Source organism: Sphingomonas sp. A2-49 (assembly GCF_025548555.1).
GTDB lineage: Bacteria > Pseudomonadota > Alphaproteobacteria > Sphingomonadales > Sphingomonadaceae > Sphingomonas.
In genome coordinates this window covers 18,607-39,979 of the sequence record NZ_JAJLPA010000002.1, presented here as the reverse complement: position 1 = coordinate 39,979, position 21,373 = coordinate 18,607, and the positions used below count along the sequence as shown (strand labels likewise).

The 21,373-nt window shown below is 64.6% G+C and carries 23 protein-coding genes; 5 read left to right on the top strand and 18 right to left on the bottom strand.

The window, feature by feature from the left end; translation table 11 throughout:
* Positions 1–128: 128 nt before the first annotated feature.
* From LPN01_RS04120 to LPN01_RS04050, 15 genes are all read right to left on the bottom strand, one after another.
* Positions 129–2,051 (bottom strand): type IV secretory system conjugative DNA transfer family protein, encoded by a 1,923-nt coding sequence (locus LPN01_RS04120; protein WP_183937156.1) that lies wholly within the window; start codon positions 2,049–2,051, stop codon positions 129–131.
* Positions 2,052–2,064: 13 nt separating this feature from the next.
* The gene (virB11, locus tag LPN01_RS04115; RefSeq protein WP_262827099.1) at positions 2,065–3,087 is read right to left on the bottom strand and encodes a P-type DNA transfer ATPase VirB11; all 1,023 of its coding nucleotides are present in this window, start codon (positions 3,085–3,087) and stop codon (positions 2,065–2,067) included.
* Positions 3,088–3,091: 4 nt separating this feature from the next.
* Entirely contained in the window at positions 3,092–4,402 is a 1,311-nt protein-coding gene (gene virB10 / locus LPN01_RS04110; RefSeq protein WP_262827098.1) for a type IV secretion system protein VirB10, read from the bottom strand.
* A 1-nt stretch (position 4,403) separates the two neighbouring features.
* Positions 4,404–5,411, bottom strand: coding sequence for a TrbG/VirB9 family P-type conjugative transfer protein (locus tag LPN01_RS04105; protein ID WP_262827097.1), 1,008 nt, complete (start codon positions 5,409–5,411; stop codon positions 4,404–4,406).
* A gap of 1 nt (position 5,412) precedes the next feature.
* Positions 5,413–6,090 (bottom strand): virB8 family protein, encoded by a 678-nt coding sequence (locus LPN01_RS04100; protein WP_262827096.1) that lies wholly within the window; start codon positions 6,088–6,090, stop codon positions 5,413–5,415.
* Between the two features lie 434 nt (positions 6,091–6,524).
* Positions 6,525–7,589 carry a type IV secretion system protein gene (locus LPN01_RS04095; RefSeq protein ID WP_262827095.1) on the bottom strand — a complete coding sequence of 355 codons (1,065 nt, stop codon included), beginning with the start codon at positions 7,587–7,589 and terminating at the stop codon, positions 6,525–6,527.
* Between the two features lie 45 nt (positions 7,590–7,634).
* A complete protein-coding gene (locus tag LPN01_RS04090) occupies positions 7,635–7,907 on the bottom strand; it encodes a hypothetical protein (RefSeq protein WP_262827094.1) in 273 nt (90 codons plus the stop codon).
* A 2-nt stretch (positions 7,908–7,909) separates the two neighbouring features.
* The gene (locus LPN01_RS04085; RefSeq protein ID WP_262827093.1) at positions 7,910–8,635 is read right to left on the bottom strand and encodes a type IV secretion system protein; all 726 of its coding nucleotides are present in this window, start codon (positions 8,633–8,635) and stop codon (positions 7,910–7,912) included.
* 1 nt (position 8,636) lies between these two features.
* Positions 8,637–11,003, bottom strand: a complete 2,367-nt coding sequence (locus LPN01_RS04080; RefSeq protein ID WP_262827092.1) for a VirB4 family type IV secretion/conjugal transfer ATPase — start codon at positions 11,001–11,003, stop codon at positions 8,637–8,639.
* Positions 10,996–11,331 (bottom strand): type IV secretion system protein VirB3, encoded by a 336-nt coding sequence (locus LPN01_RS04075; protein ID WP_262827091.1) that lies wholly within the window; start codon positions 11,329–11,331, stop codon positions 10,996–10,998. The genes LPN01_RS04080 and LPN01_RS04075 overlap by 8 nt, the downstream gene beginning before the upstream one ends.
* 1 nt (position 11,332) lies before the next feature.
* Positions 11,333–11,659 carry a TrbC/VirB2 family protein gene (locus LPN01_RS04070; protein WP_262827090.1) on the bottom strand — a complete coding sequence of 109 codons (327 nt, stop codon included), beginning with the start codon at positions 11,657–11,659 and terminating at the stop codon, positions 11,333–11,335.
* A 22-nt stretch (positions 11,660–11,681) separates the two neighbouring features.
* Positions 11,682–13,010 carry an LPD7 domain-containing protein gene (locus tag LPN01_RS04065; RefSeq protein WP_262827089.1) on the bottom strand — a complete coding sequence of 443 codons (1,329 nt, stop codon included), beginning with the start codon at positions 13,008–13,010 and terminating at the stop codon, positions 11,682–11,684.
* Positions 13,007–13,618, bottom strand: coding sequence for a lytic transglycosylase domain-containing protein (locus LPN01_RS04060; protein WP_262827088.1), 612 nt, complete (start codon positions 13,616–13,618; stop codon positions 13,007–13,009). The genes LPN01_RS04065 and LPN01_RS04060 overlap by 4 nt, the downstream gene beginning before the upstream one ends.
* Positions 13,615–13,968, bottom strand: a complete 354-nt coding sequence (locus LPN01_RS04055; RefSeq protein WP_262827087.1) for a hypothetical protein — start codon at positions 13,966–13,968, stop codon at positions 13,615–13,617. Before LPN01_RS04055 ends, LPN01_RS04060 begins: the two co-directional genes overlap by 4 nt.
* Entirely contained in the window at positions 13,965–14,621 is a 657-nt protein-coding gene (locus LPN01_RS04050; RefSeq protein WP_262827086.1) for a muramidase, read from the bottom strand. The genes LPN01_RS04055 and LPN01_RS04050 overlap by 4 nt, the downstream gene beginning before the upstream one ends.
* Positions 14,622–14,951: 330 nt before the next feature.
* On the opposite strand from LPN01_RS04050, the gene LPN01_RS04045 reads away from it, so the two are divergent.
* From LPN01_RS04045 to LPN01_RS04035, 3 genes are all read left to right on the top strand, one after another.
* The gene (locus LPN01_RS04045) at positions 14,952–15,728 is read left to right on the top strand and encodes a hypothetical protein (RefSeq protein WP_262827085.1); all 777 of its coding nucleotides are present in this window, start codon (positions 14,952–14,954) and stop codon (positions 15,726–15,728) included.
* Positions 15,729–15,779: 51 nt separating this feature from the next.
* Positions 15,780–16,103, top strand: a complete 324-nt coding sequence (locus tag LPN01_RS04040; RefSeq protein WP_262827084.1) for a single-stranded DNA-binding protein — start codon at positions 15,780–15,782, stop codon at positions 16,101–16,103.
* A 251-nt stretch (positions 16,104–16,354) separates the two neighbouring features.
* A complete protein-coding gene (locus LPN01_RS04035) occupies positions 16,355–17,224 on the top strand; it encodes a toprim domain-containing protein (protein WP_262827083.1) in 870 nt (289 codons plus the stop codon).
* A gap of 42 nt (positions 17,225–17,266) precedes the next feature.
* On the opposite strand, the gene LPN01_RS04030 is transcribed toward LPN01_RS04035, so the two are convergent.
* The 3 genes from LPN01_RS04030 to LPN01_RS04020 form a co-directional block, all read right to left on the bottom strand.
* The gene (locus LPN01_RS04030; RefSeq protein ID WP_262827082.1) at positions 17,267–17,890 is read right to left on the bottom strand and encodes an SOS response-associated peptidase; all 624 of its coding nucleotides are present in this window, start codon (positions 17,888–17,890) and stop codon (positions 17,267–17,269) included.
* Positions 17,891–17,939: 49 nt separating this feature from the next.
* Positions 17,940–18,209 (bottom strand): HU family DNA-binding protein, encoded by a 270-nt coding sequence (locus tag LPN01_RS04025; RefSeq protein ID WP_262827081.1) that lies wholly within the window; start codon positions 18,207–18,209, stop codon positions 17,940–17,942.
* Positions 18,210–18,422: 213 nt separating this feature from the next.
* Positions 18,423–18,965, bottom strand: a complete 543-nt coding sequence (locus LPN01_RS04020; RefSeq protein WP_262827080.1) for a hypothetical protein — start codon at positions 18,963–18,965, stop codon at positions 18,423–18,425.
* A gap of 204 nt (positions 18,966–19,169) precedes the next feature.
* Here LPN01_RS04020 and LPN01_RS04015 point away from each other — a divergent pair, with 204 nt between their 5' ends.
* Positions 19,170–19,931: an ImuA family protein gene (locus LPN01_RS04015; protein WP_262827079.1), complete on the top strand. Its 762-nt coding sequence runs from the start codon at positions 19,170–19,172 to the stop codon at positions 19,929–19,931.
* Positions 19,932–20,094: 163 nt separating this feature from the next.
* The gene (locus LPN01_RS04010) at positions 20,095–21,372 is read left to right on the top strand and encodes a DNA polymerase Y family protein (RefSeq protein WP_316746788.1); all 1,278 of its coding nucleotides are present in this window, start codon (positions 20,095–20,097) and stop codon (positions 21,370–21,372) included.
* The last annotated feature ends 1 nt before the right edge of the window (position 21,373 follow it).

The window sequence follows — 21,373 nt, the reverse complement described above, 5'->3', positions numbered from 1 at the left end:
ACGTGCCGGCGGCTTTCGACCGTTCCAATCCTGAAAGCTGTCTGGCAGGAAAGTCCCCAACTGACGCCCTCCGGGGACAACCTTGCTCGTTCCCACTTTAAAACTCGATGAGAAGGCATTCCCATTGGTCACCCAGATCTGCCTCGCACCATGAGGACGCCGTCGAAGAGCTTGGCGACACGCTCGTTTGACGGAACGGCCAAGGCGGCGTTGATCGCGGCTTGGTTCAATCCATGCCGACCTACTGCGGGAGCGCCGTTAGTCGCAACCGCTCCTGCCATCGGCGCGGCGCCTGGCGCTGACGAGGCGGCATTGACGTCATCCGGGGCCTGCGTGGCCTCGATCACGCGGAGGCTGTTAGCAGCGACCGCCGGGTCGACGCGGATCTGGGGCATCTCGGGGGCCGGTATCTTGGTCCGCGCCGAGAGCTTCTTCTCGGCATAGTAGCGGACCTTCTTTCCATAGGTCGCGTACATGCCTCGCCGGAAAACGATCAGATCGTCCTCCGGCAGCAACTCGACTTCCTGAGGGAGCATCAGCGGCCGGCGCTGATCGGAGTCCGAGGTGGAGCCGCCGCCGCCACCCCACGTTCCCATCGAGCGCGAGCGAGCCTTGAACGTGTAGCTGCCGAGCTGGTCCGAAATCTTCTTCGCTTCGGCCAAACCGGCCGGACGAAGCACGAGCCGCACCGCGCAGTTCCGCTCGATGTCGGCCGCCACCTTGTCCCCATAGACGCCCTGGATCTGTTCGAGCGACTGGAATGCCGGCAGCATCCGCAACCCGTAGCCGGCGACATAGCTGAAGGCGTTCGCGAGCACGGTGCATTTGCCGAGGCTCGCGAACTCGTCCAGGGCTAGCAGCACCTTGATCTGATGCTTGTCGCCCTTCGGCAGCTCGCGGACGTTGCGGTCGATGAGTTGCTGGAAGAGCAGGCCGTAGATCGGCGCAACCCGCTCCAGGTCATCCGGCGACACGCCGAGATAGAGCGAGATCCGCTTGTCCCGAAAGTCACTGAGATCGAAATCACTCTCTGAGGTCGCCGCATCGACATATGGGTTCAGCCAGCCGTTGATCTTGGACGTAACCGACTGGCGCAATCCAGAGAATGTGTTCGCCGACGAGCCGGTATAATCCTTGATCGCCGATACGCACCCTTCCGACAGGGGCTTACCGGCCTTCTTACGATCGGCGATGATCTTCGGGAAACGCCGCTGGGCGTCGCTGGCCGCGAACTGGCGGTACACCTCGCCGAGCGTAAAGGGGAGGGCGTCCTCCCCATCGTCGACGGTTGCCGCGATATATGCGGTGATGCCGAGGAAAGCGGTTCGCGCGCCCTCGGCCCAGAACTTCTCGCCCGTGAGCGGATCGGGATAGAGCATTGCCGCGATCTTCTGAAGCTCGTTGATGACCTCCACCGGATCATGCCGGTTGATGTAGCTCAGCGGGTTCCACCGCACGGTGCGGCCCGTGGGATCGAGCGGGTTGAAGAGCAGCACCTGCTGCCCGAGCACCTTCAGCCGATACCCCGCCGTATTGTCGTAATTTTCCTGCTTGATGTCGAGCACCACGAGAGAATCGAGCCAGTCGAGCAAGTTCGGGATGATGACGCCCACCCCCTTGCCGGCGCGCGTTGGGGCTTCCAGCATCACATGCTCGGGTCCGCCAAAGCGCATCACCTTACCGCCGAACTTGCCCAGCACGATGCCGGCCGAGGCGAGCATCTTGCCGTTGCGGACCTCGCCGACTCGTGCGAAGCGCGCCTCGCCGTGGAGCTTCTGCCGTTTGAACAGCGTGGAGAGAATGGTGATGACCGTCAGGACGAGGCCGATCCCGACGCCGATCAGGAACGGCTGATAGACGATCGGATAGCCCTTCAGCGCCCACAGCGCGGCCGGCACCTTAATCCAGGGCGTATGCGCGTTGAGGAGGTGGGCACGCCACAGGACGGCGAGGGCGCCGATCGTGGCGCTCAGCGCCAGGCCGATGATGCCGAGGAACGCGATCGCGCCCGGCTGCGACCCTTCGTCGCTTCGCACCCATTTTCCGTTCATGCCGATACCCCCTTCAGTCGGTCGGCTTGCTCGCCGGATCGAACCATACTTCGGTCATGCGATAGCGCGCCGGCTGGCCCTCGCCGGGTGGCAGGCGGTGCATCTGCACGACGATATCGACCAGCGAGCGCAGCAGCGCCCGGATGTCGTGGCGGTCGAGATCGTTGCCGCCCTCCGATTCCTTCACCAGCAGCGTCAGCTGCTCGAGCGCGCCCTCCGCCGTGTTTGCGTGGACCGTGGTGATCGAACCGGGATGACCGCTGTTGACGTTGCGCAGGTAGAAGAAGGCGGTGCCGTCCCGCAGCTCCTGCAGAAGGATGCGATCGGGCCGCATCCGCAGCGCCGATTCCAGCAACTCCTTGGCGCCCGCCTTCTGGAGGCTCTTCCCATCCTTGGCGTACATCATGTGGACGTGGTTGCGCTGGGGTACAACGAGCTCGCGCGTGTCCTCGATCGTCAGGATCCGCTCATAGTCCGGGATCAGCTTGATGAGACCCTTAGAGAAGCTCGTCTTGCCGGAGCCCGTCGCGCCGGAAATGAGGATGTTCTTGCGGGCTTCGACCGCCAGCTTGAAGAAGGCGCGCCAGTCGCCCGCCTCGCGCAGTCGCAGCAGATCGGGGTCGACCTCCTCGTACAGGCCGTGCGCGCGGACCTCGCTGAACAGGCCGGCACGCTCGAAATCGTCGATGTTCATCGTCACGCCCGACGCTTTGCGGATCGTGATCGAGATGAAGCCTTGCTCGACCGCCGGGGGGACGACGACCTGCGCGCGCTCGCCGCCCGGCAAGACCGAGGAGCAGATCGGATATTCGGAGTTGATGTCCTGCTTGGTCAGCCCCGCGATCAGCTTCGCCAGCGTCATGAGGGCCGCATTGTCCAGTGCGGGCTCCTCGTGCCACTCCCAGCCGTTCCGTGTTTCGAGGCCGATCATCCCCGGCTCATTGATGACCAATTCGGTCACATCGTCGCGCAGAAGGTGCCGTCGGATCGGTTCGGCATTATGCTCGTAGATCAGCGACGTCGGACTGGATGCCACGGCCTTAACGTCTCAATCCTACGTCATAGACTGAGCGGAAATCGAAGTCCTTGGCGACGAAGATCGCCGCGGTGTCGCCCTGGTTCTTTTTCAGGATCGGTTTGATGTTCATGGTCTGCTGAAGGACGGTCTGCCCGGTTTGTCCGGGAACTTGCGTGGTGTTGCTCCCCTCATTGGCAACCGCTCGACCAGCAATTTGCGAGGCATCCTCCAGCACCGAGATGACGAGCCCAACGCCGAAACGTGCCCAGAACTGGGTATCGACGCCGCCTGGCAACCCGGCCCGGCCAAGGCTATCCGCTGCCGGCGACCCGAGGTCGATGGCGACGCCACGCGGCGTCAGGGCGCGCGTCCACAGTACGAACAGGCGCGCTTGCCCCTGCGTGATGCCACCGGAATACTGCCCCAGCACCTTGGTCCCCTTGTCGAGCAGGACGATGCGGCCGTTCTCGGAATAGACGTCGTGATTGATGACGCAGGACACGAACCCGGCCTGCGTCGAGTTGATCGCCGTTTGGAGCGTGCAGGGGATGACCGTGCCCGCACTCAGCAGAAGGTTACGGTCCGCGACCATCGTTGCCCGGACCGTCTGGATCGCGGCATGGCCGAGCTGATCGCTGAAGTCGGTCGAACCCTTGCCCGCCTCGGCCGGATTGTCTTCGCCCGGCGCTCCGAAGCCACTGGCACCGAGACCCCGCCGCGCGACGGTGGATTGTCCAGCGCCGCGCGTCCGGTCCTCGAGGTCCGTACTCTGTTGAGCGTCCGCACCGGGCACGGAGGCGGGAAGGGCGGTCGAGGCCAGCCCGGTGTTACCAAAGGCCATGATCGGCGATCGCCGGGCCGCATCGGCCATGGCGCGCGCCTGCTCGGCACGTCGCTGCTCGGGAGATTGCTGTCCGTTCGCCGTGGCGGAGGCTGTCCCGCCCGTTGTCGGCACCGGATTGCCGTTGGCATCGGCGACCTGCGTCCCCGCCGCTGCGGCGATCGGCCGCCCGAAGATATCGGTCTGCGCCGCGCCGGGCTGGCCGAGTTGACCCGCGAGCGCCGCTCGCTGCGCGTTCGGCGATCCCATCACGTCGTCCACGGCACGGTCACTGGCCTTCGCGGGCTGCGCGGCAGCCGCGGTACTGGCCGATTGGTGAAACGCACCATAGCCTATCACGATGCCGCCTATGGCGCCGAGCAGGCCGATCCCCGCACCGATGAAGGCGAGGTTGCCCCACCCGCCGCTACGCGCGACCGGGCTATCGACCTCGCCTGGAGCAACGGTGTCGGCAGCGACATCGCCCCCGCGGTCAATCACGGTCCCGACCATGTTACTGCCCCTTCACTTTGCGTTCGACGACATTGGAGACGGTGCCCGTTCGATCGCCGCGATCGTTGCGCAGCGGCGCCTCGTTGTAGATGCACAGCACCGTCGCCCCGCGCCGGAGGCGCAGCTGCCGGTAGACCGCATGGATCACGACGAAATCCTCGCGGACATCATAGGGGACGATCGTCTCGGTCCCGTCGACGTCGACCGCGAAGATCGAGGGGATGTCGGCGTGGCCCGGATAGCGCAGCACGGTGAACTCGCCGTTGTCGGAGATCTCGGTGGGTTGCAGCGCGACGTCGCCCTGCACGGTGTAATTCATATTCCGGGTGCCCTCGATCACGGCATGGTCGAGCGCGGCGGTGGTGATGGTCGTCTCGATCGCCTTGGCGGCCTGGACCTGGGCAAGCTGCACCTGCAACGCCGCCATCGCCCGTTCCTCGCGCGGATAGCGGAACCGTACGCCGTACATCGTGGCGCCCGTTCCTAGTGCGAGGTTGAAATGATAGGTGCGCGGCACGCCGCCGGCGTTGGTGACGACGATCAGGTTGGTGCCGCCAGCTTTCTCGCGGGGTTTGAGGAAGACGATGTTTCCCACGGGCGCGATCTGCCAGGAGACGGTATCGCCCAGGGCGGCCTGCGTGACCGTTTCGCCGGGCCCGAACTGGATCTCGATCGCGTGCCGGAAACTGCCGACGATCGTCACCACCTGATCCGGATCGTAGTTGACGTTGCGAACGCGGGCGTCCTTGGCCCCGGGGACGGGGGTCTCCGAGGCGAACGCGGGTTGCGGCGCGAGCGTGACTGCCGCGGCACCCAGAACCGAGAACGCGACGAGGCGGTGCCACACCGCCCCGACCCCGCGCCAGAAGCGGTTCCTGGCGCCATCCTCCGTCAGCATCAACGCCGTCGTCGGCGGTGACAGGCGCAGACCCAGCTCTTTGCGCAGCGCGGGCAGGAAGGGGACAGTGACACGGTCGCCATTGTCCGACGTATTTGGCTGATCGCTCATGTCACGCCTCCGGGTCAGAACGATAATTCACGACCTGGAAGCCGAGCGGATTGATGTTCCGATCCTTCTCATGCTCCGGCGCTGTCGTGTATCTGAAGGTCAGTATCGCGTTCCAATTTTGCGCGATCGGCGTGTTCTGCCCGAAGGTGATGATCTTCGTGAAGCGGACCTGCGCCACGGTAGGACTGAGGAAACTGATCGTCCGGATCGAGATCGAGACGAAGCCCTTGTCGCCGTAAATGTTGGACGGCGCGTTCCTGTTGTTGGCCTGAACGCTGTTGAGGTAACGAGCGCTCTCGGCGGAATCGCTGGTGAGCATGACCGTATAGGCGTTCTCGCGCGCGGCATCGTTGAGCCAGCCTTCGCGCAACCGTACATATTGCGAGATGAAGTAGCGGTTGACCGCATCCTCATAGGTGCGCGGCTGCGGCCCCTTGAGCGCCGTCACGACCTGCGTCTCGCCCGAGCTCTTGTCGACCCTGATGACATAGGGCTCGACGGTCTTCAGCGGGCTGAGCATCGCGACAGCCGCAACCGACGCCACAGCGAGCGTGCAGGCACCCGTAGCAACGCCCCAAGCGAGCCGCTTGGACTGGATCGCCGCACGCATACGGTCATATTCCCACGTCCTCGATGTCTCGTAGTATTTCTCTTTATCTTCGGCCTTCACCGCGCCCATGGCGTCGATCCCTTCAGCAGGAGGAGTAGGTCGGCGCGACGTCCTGCGCGGACGTCCGTGGCGCCGATCGCGGGATATTCATGGCCCCAGGTCCGATAGGGGCCAGCGCGCCCCCTGCACCGGTCGTCGGGGCCGGGGCGGGGCGAGGCGCCGGTGTTAGCTCGCGTGATGGCGGCGCCACCATCGACTGCCCTACGCCCTGCTGTGACGCCGGCAGTGGCACCGGCAAGCTCGGCAGGATCGACCCGTAGAGGTTGGCGGGACGCCGGTGTTTGCCGTCGCACACCGAGACAGGTCTGATATGAGTCCCGGTGCAGCCGCCAAGCACAAGCGTGCCGATCGCCACGATGGTCAGCCTTTTCATACGGTCTCCGTTCGTAAGGTCCCGCGCCCGGCGGTTCCGTGATGCATGGTCTTGGACGGGCCAGCGGTCCTCAAGTGGACCGAGAGGCCGAGCCGCCCGTGCCGCCTCCTCCTGGCGGAGGACGGTTCGCCTGCGTCGCGCGCCGGAACATGAGCCGGTTGGTCAACATGTTCGCCCCGGTCTGCAGGAAGCCATGGCCGCCAGATGACGCACCCCCCGAGATACCCGCGGCGATGGCCGGCGATTGAAAGAAGAAGATCGTGCCGACGATGTAGATCGCCGCGCAGGCGATCGTCGCGACGAGCATCACGGCAGCTTTCAGAACGATGTAGCCGTTCTGCGCCATGACGAAGGACGAGCCGTCTTCGGGGATCGATCCCATGATGCCGTCCATGGCGGCTTCCTGGAGGCCGGTGATGAACTTGGTCATGATCGCCATGACGACCATCAGCAGGATAAAATTGACGGTCTGCTTCAGCCACCCGTCGAACAGCCAGCGGGAGGAGTTGAAAAGCAGACACGCCAGCGCGAGCGGCGCGAGCGCGACGCAGATCGCAACCGACAGCTTGGCAAAAATGACGATGCAAAAGCCGATCGACGCCGACATAAACGCGAAGATGTAGAGGACGGCGACGCACAGATAGGTGATCAGCGTGGCGCTGAGCTGGATCACTGGCGTGCGAAAGTCAGTGATGCCCTTCTGCTCTTGCGACTGAACTTTCAGGTTCGCGTTGACCAACTTCTCCGAGAGCTTGCCGGTATCGGCGACATAGGTATCGAAGGTGGTGCCCGGGTTGGTGACGGGCGTGCCGGATCCAGCCGCGATGATTTCGCTCGGCAAGTTGGTGACCACGTTCACCACAAACGCCGAATAGCCAACCGCACTGGCGGCCGCGAGGGCGAACCCGACCTTGCCGGCCTGGAATACCAGCTCGCGAAGTGGAGCCTGGATAGCCCCTCGTAGCACGGCAAAGCCGAGCAGCAGGAAGTAGATGATCGCCGCCAGGGCCAAAGGCGCTGCAACGAAACTGACGAGACCCGCCCCGAAGCTCGCAACCGAGGTCGCTATGGCGGTCTCCACATACGAATACATCGTCGTGAACAGCGTCATGATGTTGGGTGGGCCGGCAGCCATTGGGTGAGGTTCCGATCTTCGGCGATCAAAGCGCAGCGAGTAAATCTACTTCTTGCGGATCGTGTTCTGTTTGAAGAAGTCCGCCTCTTCGTTGCCGGCCTTGGTCTGGGCGACCGAGATGGTCGCGTCGCCGGTCGTCGCGCACATCTTGGCCTTCTGATCCGCAGGGAGATGGCTGTACTCCCCCGCATCGCACTTCGCTTGCCACTGCGAGAGGAGTTGAGGACTGGCGATCAGATCCTTGGCGGTAGGCACCACGACGTTCTGTTGGCATCCGCAGACGACGAGCAACGAGCAGAGCGATAGTATCTTGCGCATGATCACTTCCTGATCGTGTTGGCACTGAAGAAGGCTGCTTCATCGCGACCGGCCGCCACTTGCGCCGCACTGATCTGCATGTTCGCCTGACCGGCCTGCGCCATCTGGATCGCCTGCATCTTGAGCATATCGTTTTGAAGCTGTGCCTGTTCGACCGAGATCCGGGCTTGGAGGTCCATCACGTCCTTGGGATCCTTGGCATACGACAGTTGCTCGCGGAGCTGGTCGAGGCCTTGCATCCGGGTCTGGGCGATGCTGAGCGTATTCTCGCCCAGCGCGGCCGTGGCGGCCGATGAGCTGGTCGCATCCTTGAGCGCCTGGGTGTAGGCTAGGTCTGCGTCGGAGGACGACGTTGCCGGCAGCGCGTAACGAGACTGGATGCTCGATGCGAGCGAACCGAGCGAACCAATCTTCGACAGGTCGCCACTGAGCAACGTCGAGGCGTCGATCGTCGTGTTGGGCAGGATGTTGCGCACCTGCGCGTTGAGCAATTGCGGGGCGAGCGCGTTGACGTTGGTCAGCTTCTGAAGCGAGCTGAGCGTCGTCGTCGCTGTCTGGATCTGCTGCTCGCCCTGCTGGATCATTTTGATCGTGTTCTGGACCTGGGCGAGCGCTTGCACATAGGTAGAGGTGTCGAACACAGGGATGCCCTGTGCAGCGGCCGGCGACGCGAACGCGACGATCGCGACCGGCGCGGCTGCAACCATGATGATGCGCTTGAGCGACATGTCAGCTTCTCCTTTGGTTGGCATAGAAATGCGGCAGCCACGCCGCAGGATCGTTGCCCGCCAGGGCAATGGCCTCCTCCATGGCGACGAGGGTTTCCTCGCGGCCAGAAAGCACTTTCAGCTCATTGGGCATCCCGCCGAGATCGAGCTTCGCAACGATCGAGGTATGCCCTTGCTTGACCAGAAAGGTCCGGCTCTCCGGCGTCAGGTCTTCACGGATCAGCCGATACTCCGCATCCGTCAGGCCGAGCCCATCGCAATAATCCGATCGCTTGGCGTCCGAGTTTGGAAGCAAGATCTTGGTCGCGGTCTGCTCGATGATCGAGTGCGCGATCGGCGAGCGCAGCGCGTCGGCCGGGGACTGCGTGCCAAATACCATGAAGGCGTTGCGCTTACGGAAGGTCTTGAGACCGTCCTGCGCGAACGCCCGAAAGGCTTCGTCCTGAAGCGCCTTCCAGAACTCGTCGACGTCAACCACGACACGCCGCCCGTCCAGTAGCTCGTCGACGCGGTGGAAGAGGTACAACATCGTGGGAGTGCGGATCTCAGGGTTCTCTAGGAAGTCCGTCATGTCGAAGCCGATGAACCGCGCCGACATCGACACCTCGTCCTGTGGACCATCGAAAGCCCAGCCGAGCGGGCCGCCCAGACACCAGCGCTCCAGCCGCGCACCAATGCCCTCCGCATCGGCGTAGCCCAGCATCTCGCGCAACGCGCTGAACGAGCGCGACGGCGCCGGCAGCCGCATCACCGCCTCGATACCCTCGTCGATCAGTCGCTCTTCGGCGACGCTGAGCGGGCGGTTGTCCCGGCGTACCAGGACACGAATGAACTGCCGCAGAAAAGCAATGTCGTGCGGCGACGGGGTGAGACCCTTCAACGGCGCGAACCCGGTGGGCTCGCCGTCGCGCAGCGCCAGATAGGTGCCGCCACAAGCGCGGACGAAGATCTCGGCGCCGCGATCCTTGTCAAAAAATACCTGCTTCGCACCGGTCTTTTCGAGCTGCGCTTGAAGGAAGTTCTGCAGCACCGTTTTGCCGCCACCCGTTGGCCCGATGATGAGCGTGTGGCCGATGTCGGCCCGGTGGAAGTTGAACCAGAAGGAGGAGCCCGCGCGCGTCTTGAGCAGCGTCACCGCCTCGCCCCAGTGGTTTCCCGACTTGCGACCCGCCGGGAAGGTGTAGAACGGGCTCAAGCCTGCGAAATTGCGCGTGTTGATGACCGCGGGGCGCGCGCGCATCCGAAAATTGCCGGGAAGCTGCGCCCAGAAGGCGGCCTCCAGCGCGACGTCCTCGCGCGCCATCACCATACCTGTATCGGCCGCTGCCGATCGTGCGATCGACAAGCGTTCCAGCAGCCGCTTCGGGTTCTCGTCGATTACCGCGATCGAGAGGTGATGCTCGCCCATGGCAAAGCGGTTCGCCATGAGATCGTCGACGCCGTCGAGCAGTTCCTCCGCCTGGCTGACGCCGGCATCGTCCGAAGAGACCATTTGCTTGTATTTTTTGGTGAACCGCTCGCTCGCGACCGACTTCACCAACGGCGCGAAACTCTGGGTCAGCACGAACGGGAAGTCGAGCGTGAGCAGGCTGTTGAACTGACCGGTCCGCGTGCTGGCGACATACTCGCGCACGCCGAACATTCCGAGGAAATGGGACGTGTGCGGAAGCCGGATCTCGGCCGCCTCGCGACCGAACACCACGCGTGAGGCATACAGGGCTTGGCCCAGCCTGCCGTCGAGCAGCGGCACGCGGATGCGGTCGCCGGTCAGGATGAAGTGAAGCACCTCCATCGGTCGTGAAAATAGAATACCGTTGTGCTCATACATCGAGAGCGGCTCCGGAACGACATCAGCAAGCAGCGTTTCGAAGTCGCGGCACTTGTCCGCCATGATCGTGAGCGCGCGATCGTCGATCTCGGCGTTCGCTTTTCGCTTGGAGAAAAGCCGCGTCACTTGCTCGCCGGCCATGCTCGACGGCCGGACGATGATCGTGACGTAGAACTCGTTGTGGTAGAGGACCTTCTCCTTCAGCGTGCCGGCGTATTTCTCCTGCAAGGTTCGCGCGAAGTCGGAGTGGAAGTCGCCGCCGAGAATGGGGTCTGTGGCTGTCCGCACGAGATGGGTCCACAACGCAACGCGATCGTCACCGATCGAGCGCCACGCGATGTTGAGCTTGTTATGCCAGGTGTTGAGATCGCCGACGTCGCTGGTCTCGAACGGCCGCCCATCGACGCGGTACATGCGCATGAGCGAGCCGTCCTCGAGCGCGACCAGCGTGTCGTCGACGTGCCGCGTGTAGGGAATGAACTTGATGTCATCCGTCTCGCGGACAGCGATCTTCTTATGCTTCAGCCTGGGATCAGTCATTGCCGAAATGCTTTCGCTTCACGCCTTTGGCGAGGCGGACGGGAGAGTAGCTCCCGCCGCCCCAGAACTTGCGGTTCTTGGATAGGAAGCCGGTCTGGAACCACAGGCCCCACAGCCGGAACGCATTGAAGTCGTAGTGACAGATCATGCGCGCCGGGAAGTAGAGCGCTCCGAACAAGGCCAGGGGGTAGAACGGATTGTGGAAAATCCCCCAAACCACCATGCAGACCATGATGATTGGCAGGATTGCCTCGAGCGGCAATCCCATGAACACCGACGGTCTGGTCAGGGCAAGGAACACCTTATCCTCGGCGAGCTTGTCTTCCATGCTACGCCGATCCGCCCATCCAGCCGACGATTGTCGCTGCCGAGAAGATGATGCCGATGCCGATCAGCACCGTGACCGCTTTCCCCCAATCCATCCGGCCGGTCAGCTTGGCATAGCCGACCGCCATGACGGCTATGACGCCGACAACGGACGCGACGGTGGTCATCCAGGTCCTGATCGTGCCGAGCCCGGTCTCGATCGACGTGCCGCTGCTCTGTGCAAGGACGGGCTGTGCGATCGAAATGAGGGCGAGCGCACCGGCAAAGCCGATGACCTGCCGCGCGCGGGCGTCGGACAACATCCGGCCCATGGATTGAGTGAACTTCATACGGGTCTCCATGGCTTGGGGTTTACCTCTCGAGATCGTGGGTGGGGCGGATCGGCTCGACCTGCCGAACAGGCGTCGGCTCGCGGACCGAAACATCCAGGCCGCGCCGCAGCACGTCCGAGATCATGTGGCGGCTCTCCAAGCTCGCGGACGTCATCCGTTCCGCGTCGCCATCGAACGCCGCACCAAGGTGCTGATCCATCGCCGCCTGCGCCTGTAGCGCGTTGGCGAGGCGCGGCTCGGCGGCAATACGCTCCGCCCCGCCATGCAGGAACAGTTCGGCCAGTTCGTCATTTTCGTGACGTCGCTCAGGCGCGGCCTGACGAAGGCGCTCCTCCCGAACGATATGGGGTTCCTGTTCGGGCTGTCGCTCGGGCGCAGCCGTCGCTTCGCCGGCCAGGCGGTCTTCGGGCGTGGCGGCGAGCGCGCCGCCGAGCGGCACGTTCGCACCGGCTTCGCGGGCGACTTCGTGCCGGTTGAGCCCGGAGCGGACGATGTAGATCGCATCGGCGACCTCGCCGTCCCACGCGCCGTCGCGCGCCATCTGGCGCAGACCGTCGGGTTCATAACCGGACCTTGAGAAGGCGTTGACCAGCGTCGGGCTTTCCAAGGCCCGCTCCAGCGCCCCGTTCAGCGCATCCCTGTTCAGATCGATACGTTCGGCCTGAACCTCCCTCCGCACGGGGTCCATGTCCTCGTTGACGGCCGCGTAGAGCGCCTTGCGATCCTGCGTGTGCACGCTCACCGTCAACAGGAGGCGCTTGTCTGCGTCGGACAATTCGGTGCTGCTTCCGCTTGGCAACGGCTGAGGCGCGCCGTTCCTCTCCGCGTCGGCCGACGGCGCGAGGATAGTCGCCTCCGTCGCCCCGACAGCCGCCGTCGGAGCGACGGGTTCGACAGTCGGCGCCGGCTTTTCCGCCACCTCACGGTCGCGTCGTGCAGCATCGGCGCGACGCAGCTCTTCCAATCGCGCCTGTTCGTCGAAGCTCGGCTCATAGCCGCGCACCGTCAGGCCTTCGCGCGACGCCGCCGTCCACACGGCCTGACGAAACTCAGGCGAACCTTCGACGTCGATGCCCGCCCAGCCATTGTGCTTGGCGATCGTGACCAGAGCCGAGACGGTCTCGGGATCCTCGTTTCGAGCAACGATGCGATCGCCGGCAATCTCGATCGACGGGTTCTCACGATCCGTCGGCAGGAACATGCCGACGCGGCGCTCGCTGCCGTCGGACGGCTCGATGATCCGGACCTGATAACGTGTCGCCAGCTCAGGCGGGATCTGGAACGCAGCCTGTTCGGCTTGCGTTTGCGCATCGAGGTCGCCCCGCGCAACGCTGTTATCCGCGCTCATTTGAAGACCTGAACCGCGCTGGAATCGATCTGCCCCACCACCCAGCTAGCTTCGGCGATCCCTTGCTTTGCCGAGGCGGGCGTGGCGGTCGGCGCCGACGCCGACGCCGACGCCGAGCCCGGGATGGGCGGGGGTGTCTGGATCGTCCCCATTCCGCTCGCGGCCGACCAGACCCGACCGACATAGCCGTTGCGGAAACCGCGCGTCAGCGTGCCGGTGTTGTAGAGCGAATAGGTCGCGGAGATCGCGTCCAGCCCCGTATAATGCTGGATCGCGAGGCCATATCCCGCCCGAAGGATCGAGGATGCGAGCCGCAGGTTCGTACAGGGGTCGAAGGCCTGCTCGACGGTGACACCCAACCGCGCGAAATTGGCCGAGTTCACCTGCGCCAGCCCGACATCGACGGTGTAGCCGGCCGCCATGTACCGGCGCACCAGCGCGGCACCGTCAGCGATCGACGCGGCGCGGACACGCGGCCCCTTGTTGATATTGATCGCCAGATCGTCGCCGCCGCTTTCGGTCACGACGAGGGGAACAACCGCCTCGGTCGCGATCTCAGGCGCGCATTGCTGCGCAAGCATGGTGATCGCGGCGATGGCGTGGATCATTGCTGCGTCACCGTCTGGTAGCGGGTGTCGAGCGCGTACCGCGACGTTCCGCCATCGGCCGGCGTCACGGTCAGGTCGTAGCCGTGCTTGGCCTTTTTCATTTTGACGCCGACCCCGGTGCAGGTCGGGAACGAGCCGCCGATGGCGAGGGCGTTCCAGAGTTTCGTGATCGGCGGGACGCACTCGACATATTTCGTCGGCGAACCGGGTGTCGCGAGGCAGAGGACCATCTGACACCCCCATTCCGACGCGTAGGCGGGTTGTGGGGCCGCGACCGCCACGACGCCGGCCACGCACAGCGCGATGGCGCCAGTAGTGCCGCCCAGCTTGGTCATCAAAAATCGGATCATGAGCCACCTCCATGCGATGCGCGCCACTCTTCGGTTGCGAACACGTCCCACTGCGCCGGTGCATTGGCGGCAAGGGCGAGGGCCGAGGCCTGCGCGGTCGGTGCGGGGGCCGCCTCAACTCCGGCGGGCGTCGGCGGGGACGGCGCGTCGCCCTGTGCGACGGTGATGATCCAGTCCTCGTCGCCTTCGATCGGTCGGGTCCGGTCGATGACCTGCCCGGGTCGCGCGAACGCCACATGCCAGTGGTTCGAGTGACCGCGATCCCCCGGCCCGAGCAGTTCGATGATCCGGATACCGCTGTGTGCCATGAGCGCCCGGATCTGCTCGCGGTCGATCGCGTGGACGCCGCCTGCGGGAACGAAATCGACCGCCTGGCCGAACTTGTGCCAGCTATACCGCGCGCCGAAGCTGGCGTTCATTGGGCGGATCGTATCGGTGATCCGCGAGCCAAAGGCGCGACGAACGAGGGCTGCGACGTTCGACACCGAGGGCGCGCCCATGGAGCCGATAGAAGACTGGTCGTCGTCGATATGCGCGAGCGCGCAGGTATCAAAAACCGTTGCCGCCGTGATTCCGTAAGTCGCGAAATCACGGCCGCGGATCCCCAGCGGCCCCGCCACGAAGTCCGCGCCCAACGCGATCAGATCACGCACCGTCGCCTCGGCGTCAGCTGCGTTGCCCGGCTGCCGAACGAGGACGGCACCCGAACGAACGGCGACTGCGAGCGACGCGGGAGACGGCGTTCCGGCCCCGACTAGCCCGGCGGCACAGAGTTGAATTGCCTTCGCTACGATACTCGCCGGAAGCACATCAATGCACCAATGCTAAATTGAACCCAGGCAGATGTCAGCGACTACAGGACATCGACATCGAAAGGTTAAACCTGAATCATAAGGCAAACAACAACACATCTGGAGCGATCCAGCCGCTATTATGGAGTGGTCCGGGGTAATCTATTGCGACTAAAGGCGCGGTATTGCACGATGACCGTACGCGATGTGTTTCAAACGGCTTTAGGTAATTGTCAGCTAGGCCAGCACCTAGCTAATTCAGTTGTCGAGTGGTTTCGAGGTGACTGGGACGAGGGTGGATATACGGGCCATGCGCTCTTGAAGCTGCAAGCTATATCGGGCGGGTTGGCGCTCTTGATCGCCATCGGCTTCTGGTATCGGCCGTTCGACGACAAGCGGGCTGGGAGGCGCGGTGAGGTTTCGGCCTGCAGCGTCGCTGCGACGCATGACTTCTGCGATGCCGTTGCCGGCCTATCGACGGCGCTCCGCAATCCCTTCTTGCGGGTGGACCGAACCAGCATCCTGCCGCCCAGCGACACAACAGGGGCCGTCGATCCCTCTATCACTCAGGCGAAGATCGGCGCGACGATCTGCCGACCCGGCTATGCCCGATCGGTCCGCCCCGCCTTCGCGGTTACCGCGCCCGTCAAACGGCGCTTGATGGATGCGCAGCATCCGGGCGAGTCCTTCGCCAATTACGAACTCGACCATCTGATCCCGATCTCGCTTGGCGGCGCGCCGCTCGACCTACGCGATCTGTGGCTCCAGCCCCGGCGCGGCCAGGCGAACGCGGCCGACAAGAATGCCTTGGCCTATGTCTTGTGGCGACTGGTTTGCGAGCGCCGCGTGCCACTTCGGACGGCGCAGCAGGCCATCCGGCGCGACTGGACAACGGCCTACGATACATACGCGACGCCCGAGAATTTGGCGCGCTACCACTTAGCGCACCGCCAAGAGGAGCGCGACTAGGCTCGCACAGGCCCGCCGGATCCGATCCGAACATCAACGAAGGAGGAAATCATGCCACAGAATATTGCCGAGTTCCGGATCATCGGTCGCATCGGCAAAATCACGGCGCGCGAGAAGGTCACCTATGTGAGCGTCGCCGCCAATTATAACCGCCGCGACGGCGACGACTGGAAGACCGACACGCTGTGGAACAGCGTCGTGTGCTTCTCCAATATCGGACCCCAAGTCGAAGCAGCCGGGAAGGGCGATCTGGTGCATGTCACCGGCCGGGTCCGCGAGAGCAACCACGGCGAAGGCAACGAGGTTTCCTACCGCACCGAGCTGATCGCCGACACCTTCTCGATCCTGACCAAGGCCGACGCCGAGCATAGCTGATTGGGGGTCGGAAGCGGGTTGGCGGCACGGCTCCACCTCCGCCGCGTTGCGGTCGAGCCAGCGTGGCCGTTCCAACCCGGTCGGGTGACGATCCTCGCTTGGTTGCCACCCGGACGAAAGAGATCGTCGCGCCGCGCGCGGCCCACCTTCTCATGCCGACCATCCAGAGTGGAGGATGCCGCCTGTGCCTTCGGTGATATTTTCCGGAGGCTAAAGTGACCGAAACCGACCAACTTCACAGGACATGGCCGATGACGAGACTACCGCTCGATGCCGAAATCCGAGCCAAGAACATCGTCGAACAGCTCGGCGGGGTGTGGCGCGGCACTCGCGGCGAATGCCGCTGCCCTGCCCATGACGATGGCTCACCCAGCCTGTCCGTCCGCCTCGGCGATTCGGCGATCCTCTTCCACTGTTTTGCCGGCTGTACAGCGCTCGAGGTGCTGAAGGCGCTTCAGCGCCAAAAGCTCCATGACCGTTCTGCGGTGGCAATGCCGGAGGGAAAACCAAAGCGCGACATGGGCGCGCTCGCCCTGCGTCTCTGGAATGCCAGCGTGCCGGTCGCGGGCACGCTCGCCGAAGCCTATCTCGTCGCCCGCGGCCTCTCCGCGCCCTATCCCAACGCCTTGCGCTTCAACCCGGCGACCATATTCGGCTCTGGTGCCGACAGACGCGTAATGCCCGCGATGATCGCCGCAGTCGAAAACGACCTCGGACTGGTTGCCGTCCAGCGGACCTTCCTCGATCCTGTCGACGTGCTGCGCAAGCCCATCCCAAAGCCGAAGGTTGCGCTCGGACTGCTCGGCACAGCAGCGATCCGTCTTGCGCCTGCGACGCACGAGCTGGGCCTTGCCGAGGGGATCGAGGACGCCCGATCGGCGACTGAATGGTTCGGGACGCCGACATGGGCGCTGGGCGGCGTCGAACGCCTCGCCTTCGTCGCCATCCCGGAGAAGGTCCGCCGTGTGATCGTCTACGGCGATCGCGGCCGAGCCGCCGAGCGCCTCTTTGAAAAGGCACGCGATCACCTGACAGCGAACGGGCGCGAGCTCATCAGCCGCGTGCCCGAGGATCATGACGACTGGAACGACGCCTGGCGCGCGCACCAGCGGAGCGCATGAAACCGCAACTGCGGCAGCTGAATTACGCGGATCATGGGCGTGTCAGCCAAGCCGCATCAACTGGGAAGGGTAGGGGGCGACGAGCCCCTTCAGATCGTCCCATGGTGCCGATAGCCAGTGATCATAGTCGTCGTCGTGAAGGACCACCGGCATCGCCTTTGGATGGATCGGCGCGACGATCGCATTCGGCTCGGTGGTCAAGAACCCATAGGCATTCCCGCGCTCGGTCGGTCGCCAGATTCCGGCAAAGGCAAAAATCGGGCGGCTAGGCACGTCGAACCAGTGCAGCGGCTTCTTTCCGTCCTCGCCAGGCGCGATCCCGAACTCGGAGAACGCCGTCACCGGCACCAGGCAACGACGCCCCGGCGTCGTCAGCATCGACCGCCAGAAGCTCGAACTGAGATTGCGCACGTTGGTCACGTACTTGGTGAGCTTGACCGCTGGATCGCGCTTGCTCGGCACCTGCGTCGGTACACCCCACTCCATCCGCTCGATCTTCCGGTCGGCGCCGTCCTGGATGACCACTTGGCCGTAGAACGGCGTCTTCTTGCCCGTTGGAAAGATGTCGGGGACCGGATACGTCTCGTCGGGCTCGTAAGGCGGGCGGATGCCGAATGTCGCGGCGATCTCCGCCTGCTTCGCGGTCAACCTGTATCGATTGCACATCCGAGCACCCTTTCGGTGCCGGCAAGCTCCGCCCGCCGGCACTCTGGCCTTAGAGCTTGTCCTTCAGACCCTTGGCGGGTGTGAACGAGACCTTCTTCGATGCAGCGATCGTCATCGCCTCGCCGGTCGACGGATTGCGGCCCTGGCGCTCAGGACGATCCTTAACCGAGAACTTGCCGAAGCCGGCGATCGAGACGTCTTCGCCTTTTGCGGCCGCGCTTGCGATCTGGTCGAACACGGCGGCGATTGCGGCCTTGGCCTCTGCCTCGCTCGTGCCTGTCGTCCCAGCGACGCCCTTCGCCAGTTCACCGATGTTCATGCTACTTACTCTCCCTAGTGGATCTGGCCGGACCTTAGCCGTGCCGAGCGCCGATACAATGATGCTCCTCGACGATGCGCATGTCGCGGGCGCCCGCCGGATGGTCCGCAAACTGGCTAATCATGACGTGGTCGAGGTGTATCAGCCCGGGTGCGGACAGGGGGCGATCGCGGAGCTGGCGCCCGAGCCAACGCAAAGACTTCGGCCGGGTTTCTAATGCGCGCTGCGCTCTCGCGTGACGCGCGGATCTTCATACAGGTCGCGGATTGCGCGCAGGCGAAAGACGTTCCACCAGCGCTGCCATCGATGCTCGGCCGCATCGTGGATCATATGGCAACGCTGGCAGAGCGCCGCGAGATTGCCGGGCATGCTGTTGCCTGGATCGTGATCGAGATGCGCACAAGCCAGCACGACATAAGTCGTTCGTACCGACGCCAGAATGAAGCCGCCCTTGAGCGCGATCCGCTTACCACGGCCGGAGCGCCAACACACGCCATCGGCATCCCACCAGCGACCATCGCCAAGATGTGCGACCCGACGCATATGCGGCCTCGAGCAGTGCTCGCAGCGCGCGCCGGCCCGATCGAACCGGATCACGTCCGACAGCTGGCGCCAGTCGATCGGGTAAAGCCAGCGGTTTTCAGGGCGGATCGGCATCTCGATTCTATGAGTCAGCCGATGGCAGAACGAAAGCGAAATCTTCTCGGTTTGTTTTTGGTCTGTTGTGTAACCGTTCCACACGGTGCGTACCGTCAATTTTCGTGCTGATGCCCGTGATCGTGCGCGGCGATACTGGCAACTCACTCGAGATCGCGCTGTAGACCTCGTATTCGTTACGACTCCGTACCGTTCGGCCCTCGGCTGCGGTCAAGTGCAAAGACTCGATCCGGCCGACATAAATCCGTTGACCAAGCGTCGGCGGTAACGGAACATAAAGCGAACACGTAGAGTCTAGCCACCATGTCAGCCGTCCTCGATTCGCTTCCCCAGAGCATCGCCCATCTGCGAAGCATCGCGATGCCGCTCGCCGATTACCGGGTCCTGCCATTCGGCGTGAGTGACCTCGACAATCGTGTGAACGGGGGAGGGCTCCGGGCTGGAGCGCTGCACGAGGTCGCCGCACGGACTTGTTCGCTGGTCGATGATGCGGCTGCCACGCTGTTCCTTGCCGGTGTCGCCGCGCGAGAAGCGCGGAACGCGCGTGCCCCGGTGCTTTGGGCAAGCTGCCGGAACGATCTCTACGCCCCCGGCTTGGCGCAAGCCGGCTTGTCCTCGGCGAACGTGATCTACGCCCAGCCCAAGGACGACGCAGCACTTCTGGCGGTCGTCGAGGACGCGATCCGGGATGGTACGCCGGCAGCGGTGGTGGCCGAGGCGGCAAAGGTTTCGATGGTCGCCACGCGCCGCCTGCAGCTTGTCGCTGCTGAAGCCGACATTCCTGTGCTGCTCTTGCGACGCTGGCGGGGCCGCTCGCAAGACCCGCTCGGCGAGCCCTCAGCTGCCTGGACGCGCTGGCGGGTCGCCAGCGCCCCGTCGCAGCGGCTCACGGTTGCCGGGGTGGGACGCGCGCGTTGGTCGGTCGAGCTTGCGCGTCAACGCACCGGCGGGTCCTTCTCATTGATCGTGGAGGGGTGCGATGAGACGGGTTGTCTCGCTGTTCCTGCCGCACTTGGCCATCGAGCGGCTGAGACGGCTGGACCGGCACGCCACGCCGCGGCCTGAGCGGTTAGCGCTCCCCCTTCCGGTCGACGACGATCCGGGTGAATGCTCTGTCCCGAGGGGTGGCGGATGGCGCCCGGGTGCGCGCTGGGCGCGAACGCAATCGCCGACCAAGGTCGAGGTTGCCGGGCAGATCGCCGCGCTTCCGGCGCATGCGAAGCCGCCTATGCGCGAACTCGGACGGCGATCGGAAGCCGCGAGCCATCCGTACAAGGCTCAGTCGGTCACCCGACCGGCCATGATCGTGACACGGCCCGCAACCGCTCATGCTCCGCTGGCGCTTGTCGGCAAGGTCGGGCGGCGTGAGGAAGTCGTGGCGGCGTGCGCTGCGGCGGCCTCGCTCGGTATCCATGTCGGAATGGCCGCGACCCATGCCCGCGCTCTGGTGTCCGATCTCGACTTCCGGCCCGCCCAGCCAGAAGCGGACGCGGTCCTGCTCGATCGCTTGGCGCTGCTTGCCGTTCGGCGTTGGTCGCCCATTGCGGCCGCGACGCCGACCGACGGCGTGTGGCTCGACGTCGCCGGATGCGATCACCTTTACGGGGGAGAAGAGCGCTTTTGCCGACGCCTGCGCGCCTTTTGCGAGCGTGCCGGATTCACCGCGCGCGTTGCGGTCGCCGACACGCCTGGTGCCGCACACGCGCTTGCCCGGTACGGCCGGGAAGATCTGACGATCGTGCCGGCCGGTGGTACGGTCCAAGCGATTTCGCCGCTTCCGATCGCCGCCTTGCGGCTGACCGGCACGGCGCTCAGCGCGGCCAAGCGGTTCGGCTTCGAGACTATCGCAGACCTTTTGCCGGTCGCGCGCGGCCCGCTCGCGCGGCGGCTGGGCCTGCCCGCCATCACCCGGCTCGATCAGGCGCTGGGCGGCGTTGCGGAGCCGATCACGCCGCGCGAAGATGTCACCGTTCCAGCCGTCGAGCGCCGCTTGCTCGAGCCGATCGGCACGGCCGAGGCAATCGCGCAGGTGATGGAGGATTTGCTCGGCGATTTGGCCGAGGTACTGCAGGCGAGCGGGCTCGGTGCGCGATCGCTCCGCCTGTCGGGACTGTGCGTCGATGGGACCGAACAGGTCGTGGCGGTCGGTACATCGCGGCCGACACGCGACGTCTCCCATCTCTTGCGCCTCATGAAGCTCAGGATCGAGCGCATCGATCCCGGACTGGGGCTTGAGCAGTTCCTGCTGGTGGCGCCGCATACCGAGCCGCTCGATGCAGTGGACCTGGGCGCAGTGCTAGCTGGCGAGGTTCTGGTGCGCGACCCCGCGCGCCTCGTCGATGTCGTCGCCGGTCGCATCGGCGCGAATGCAGTCTATCGGATCGCGCCGATCCCGAGCCATGTACCTGAGCGAGCGGTCGCGCGCGCCGACCCGGTCGAAATGCCGGCAGGTTGGCCGACATGGCGGCGGCCGGTGCGGCTGTTCGCCAGACCGGAGCCGCTATAGG